We start from the raw sequence: 4,742 nt of genomic DNA on the forward strand, positions 1-4,742 counted from the left end.
GTAAGGTGCAGTGCCTGACTGACCCAGCAATGTGCTGCCCTGATAAAATTCTACTTTAGCAACCGTACCATCCGCATCCGTAGCGCTGGCATTAATAGTAACATTTGCACCTGTAGCATATACAGCATTGTTTGCCGGTAAACTGATGGCGATTGTTGGCAGGGTATTTACGGTAACGTTTACGATAGCAGATGTCGTTGTTCCCCCGTTATTATCAGTTGCTTTAGCGGTAAGGTTATAATTTCCCACTGAAGGATTGTTCCAGGTAAAACTATAAGGTGCAGTGGTTGACTGGCCCAATAAAGTGCTGCCCTGATAAAATTCTACTTTAGCAACCGTACCGTCCGCATCCGTAGCGCTGGCATTAATAGTAACATTTGCACCTGCAGCATATACAGTATTGTTTGCCGGTGAACTGATGGCTATTGTTGGCAAGGCATTTACGGTAACGTTTACGATAGCAGATGTCGTTGTTCCCCCGTTATTATCGGTTGCTTTGGCGGTAAGTGCATAAGCTCCTGCAGCAGGGTTATTCCAGGTAAAGCCATAAGGTGCAGTGGTTGACTGACCCAAAAGTGTGCTACCCTGATAGAACTCCACCTTGCTGATTGTACCGTCGGCATCACCAGCATTGGCATTTAGGACAACATTTGCACCTGCCGTATATACAGCATTATTTGTCGGTGAACTGATGGCTACCGTTGGCAAGGTATTGATGGTAACCTTAATTGTGTCTGATATCTTTGTTCCTCCGTTATTATCGGTTGCCTTAGCGGTAAGTGCATAAGCTCCTACAGCTGGATTAGTCCAGGTGAAGCTATAAGGTGCAGTGGTTGACTGGCCCAATAAAGTGCTGCCCTGATAAAATTCTACTTTGGTAATTGTTCCATCGGTATCAGCGGCATTTGCATCGATAGTAACATTCGTACCAGCCGTAAACACAGTATTGTTTGCCGGTGAACTGATGGCCACTGTTGGTAAAGTATTGATGATCACCTTCACCGTGTCTGATACCTTTACTCCTCCGTTATTATCGGTTGCCTTAGCGGTAAGGTTGTAATTTCCGACAGCTGGATTAGTCCAGATAAAACTATAAGGCGCAGTGCTTGACTGACCTAAAAGTGTGCTCCCCTGATAAAACTCTACTTTGGTAATTGTCCCATCGGTATCGGCAGCATTGGCGTTAATCGAAACATCGCTACCCGCTGTAACTACTGAATTGCTAACAGGTGAAGTAATCGATACAGTTGGCAATGAGTTGACAACATCTACCGCCGGATAAACCAATTTTCTTGAGCCATCAACGCCCACGGCATATACGCTGGTAGAACCAGTACCGTATTGAACCGTTGTTTTTGTGTTAGCTAAAGTTGGATATCCTGCACCGTAAATAGCTACATCCGTAAGTACTTTTTGATTATACGTTTCAAAAGCAACTACATTAGTCCATTTGGCATGGTCGATAGTTAAGGTACCTGAATTAACAGTAACGCCAACGCCTGTAGCTCCTGTCATAGGTGTAAAATTCTTGTAGGTGTTTAGGCTATTTAACGAAATATAATTCAAAACCGGAGATGCAGGTTTTGAATACCCTTTAGCTTGTATCGAGGCAATAAAGGTATCGATCATTGCCTGGGTAATGGTGATGTGTTGTACTCCATAATCATCAATATCCTTATCAATCGGCAAAAGGAAACCACTCTTTACAAAAAAATCAGTCAAGTCTTCATGTACGGCATCGCAGGTAGCATCTATAAAGTTGAGTACCAATTGGCCATTACTTAAGCCTGATTGGCTAGTGGTACGCATTCTCTCTAAAACATCAGCATACCAATAGGCAACATCTGGCTGTCCAGCTGGAGCGGGTGTACCATTTTCCCTTTGCAGTAAGGTTGGTAAATTTTTTCCTCCTCCACCAAGCTGATAATACAATTCCAATTGCCAGAAAGGCACTAAGGTCATAAATACATTTCCTTGATCCTGTATATGTTTTTTCTGTACGAGGCTATTGTTAAATAAAGAACCAAACAAACCACCAGTTAAACCTGGGACGCCAGCTTTAGGTGAGTCACCAGCATCATCTATACGACTTCCACCCCCTGAGGTATATACTACCCATGCGGAATTGATATTATTGGTTACCTCTGTCGTACCTACCCATTTGGCTCCAGGTCTAACCTGATTATTATGGCCTAATTCGTGGGCAATTCCCCAGTTAGCATTAACACTTGAAGCCGCCGCAATGCCACCCCAGCCCAAATCTAAATGGACACCGTCTCCACCTGCGTACCATCCTCCACCATCATCTGCACTTCTAACAAACATATGATTTTTAGGTACTCTATTGTATTTGAACAAACCGTTTTGCGTATATTCTATATGTACAATGGCATCATAAGCTGCTATTAACGCTTTTCCACTAGCATGCGAATTTGCAAAAAGAGCCGATTTATCGAAATTTAAATTAATATAAGTTCCTTTAATATCCAATTTGGGGTATACATCGTTAAGTAGCATTTTAGTCCACTCTTCATCGGTATCTGTTAAAGGATCATAATATCCATTTACACCGCCTGTAGCAATGTTAACCTGTACTGGTTGCAAGTCGGTCCTATTACTAAAATAACCAATATAACCCTGGCCATTGTGCGCTATATTAATAATGTTTATGCCTTTCTGTAAAGGATAAGTGTCTACAGTGGCATGATCATTAAGTATAAAATCTTTAACAACCAAGTTTGGATTTACGCCATAGGTATCTCCAACAAAAACTATTGCTTTTGTATTTTCCTTAAAAGCTATACCTGTTGGGTTTTCAACTCGATTTAGTCCATTTGATTTTAAAATACCTTCAACTGTACCAGGGTTTGGATAAAAATCATACGTCTGCACGCGGTATTTATAGTTGTAGGTATTGTTAAAAATACACTGCGCTAAAGATTTAAAAAATGGTGAAGTAATGCCATCAATATCGGCTTGGATTACCCCAGGTTTTAAAGTTGAATGTAGATCATTTGCAAAAATATTAGTATATAAATTGCCTCCGCTACTTTGCTGATAGAATTGCATCTCGGCACAACTGGCATAATTATTTCTTCCAGTAAGCACTTTAACAACAATCTGGGTTACATTAGTTAAAGCAGATGGAAAGTTAATTTGATATAAAGATGAGCCAAAACCATTATTAAAGTCCATTAATTTGGTAAGGGTAGTATTAGTGGTAGTTTTATACCAAATTTCGCCYGTMCCAAAAAGACCATTTTGGCCACCATCTTGTCTGGGTATATAATTGATATAATTAACAGTTGGGTTACCCGTAAAATTATAGGTTAAACTAATCGGGAAGCCTCCCCCAGAATAGTCTGCCGAAGAGAAATTAATTTCGGCACAGCTAGAAAAATTTCCTCCAGCTGCCCTGATTACAAACCGAACGATGCCAGGTTTTACTATGGGACTGGCAGTCATATCAATTGTTTTTACGGTATTGGTTAGTGTCCATGTAATATTCGTTAATTTGCTTACAAAAACACTTGGTGCATCTGCAGTAGCATAATAAACATCAACAGTTGTCCAAATACCATTTGTTTGGCTCTGCCTAGGCGTATAATCAATTTTGTTAATACTTTTGGCACCATTAAAGTAAAAATCAATCGTATCAGGCATGGCATTTAACGACCAATTAGAATGATACATGGTAGTTAAATTACCGTCAAAAGCTTTTGTAGTTTCATTTCCACTTTGAGGTGTTCTTTTCGAAACGGCCCCAACAATAGGAACGGGATTTTGCGCATTTGCCAAAACACAGAGCAATAGCATGGCAAGAAAAGAGAGTAATCGTTTTTTCATTTGGTCAGACCATTCCCGTCCGGTAGCATCACATCCAGAAGGTAAAGATCAACCTGATGATGATCGGCCAGCCAGAAATCCGTCACCGAGGAGAAGCTCTGTACCTCATAAAGCTCCAAGGTTAGTATGCGTTCAATTATATCCTTTATTCCCTCATCATCCTCAAGGATATATATTTTTTTTGCCATAGTTATTTTATCTTTTTTTAAATCTTTAATTCCTCATACATCTTCTGCAAGAAATATTTTATCTCTTTACCCTATCAGCATCATGCATTTGCCCCAAAAGCACTACCACCCATGCCTTTCATAAACTATCGCTCCTACAGGTTTCTGTTCTTAGGGAGGAAGTTTACCGCAAGGCCAAACCGAATTGTATTGGCGAGCGGATTGCTTCTTTCTGCCGTGGCGAGATAAGACAGATCAATGCTGTAGATCTGATACCTAAAGCCCGCACCAAGGGTAAAATAACTGCCATCACCTTTCTGTGCATCCTGGTAGTTATAGCCTGCACGGAATACCAACCTATCTTTAAATAACAGTTCGAGCCCGGTTGATAAACCTATTTCCCTTGCTTCTTCACTAAAGCCTCCGGGTGCATCATTAAATGACCCRAARATMCCTGCAGGAACAGACCGATCCGGGTTCTTTCCACTGATAATCTCTCCATCAGGTGAATAAATAGGCTGGGTAGGTATAAGCAGTTTATTCAGATCCAAGGCCAGSGTCAGTTTGCTTTCATTTCCAGTGAAAGTGACTGCAGAGCCCAGTTTCAGCTCAGTAGGCAGAAAATATGGTGTTCCGGTATCGCTATAGCTCATTTTTGTCCCGATGTTGGATATATTTACCCCCATCGACCAATCTGCAGGCCCTCCGAACAACATCACCCCGGTACGG

At 41.2% G+C, this 4,742-nt stretch carries 3 protein-coding genes; all 3 read right to left on the minus strand.

The window, feature by feature from the left end; translation table 11 throughout:
- Positions 1-3,846: Ig-like domain-containing protein (locus tag AC1DND_RS23330; protein WP_477584977.1), on the minus strand; the 3,846-nt coding region annotated here is incomplete at its 3' end.
- Positions 3,843-4,034, minus strand: coding sequence for a response regulator (locus tag AC1DND_RS23335; protein ID WP_477584978.1), 192 nt, complete (start codon positions 4,032-4,034; stop codon positions 3,843-3,845). The genes AC1DND_RS23335 and AC1DND_RS23330, both read right to left, overlap by 4 nt.
- A 134-nt stretch (positions 4,035-4,168) precedes the next feature.
- Positions 4,169-4,742 (minus strand): PorV/PorQ family protein (locus tag AC1DND_RS23340; protein ID WP_477584979.1); only part of this gene is annotated, 574 nt, incomplete at its 5' end.

It is taken from the genome of Pedobacter sp. 01N416, assembly GCF_056399685.1.

Coding starts and splice junctions, on each gene's coding strand:
- AC1DND_RS23335 (WP_477584978.1), bottom strand. CDS start 4,034: ATGGCAAAAAAAATATATATCCTTGAGGATGATGAGGGAATAAAGGAT.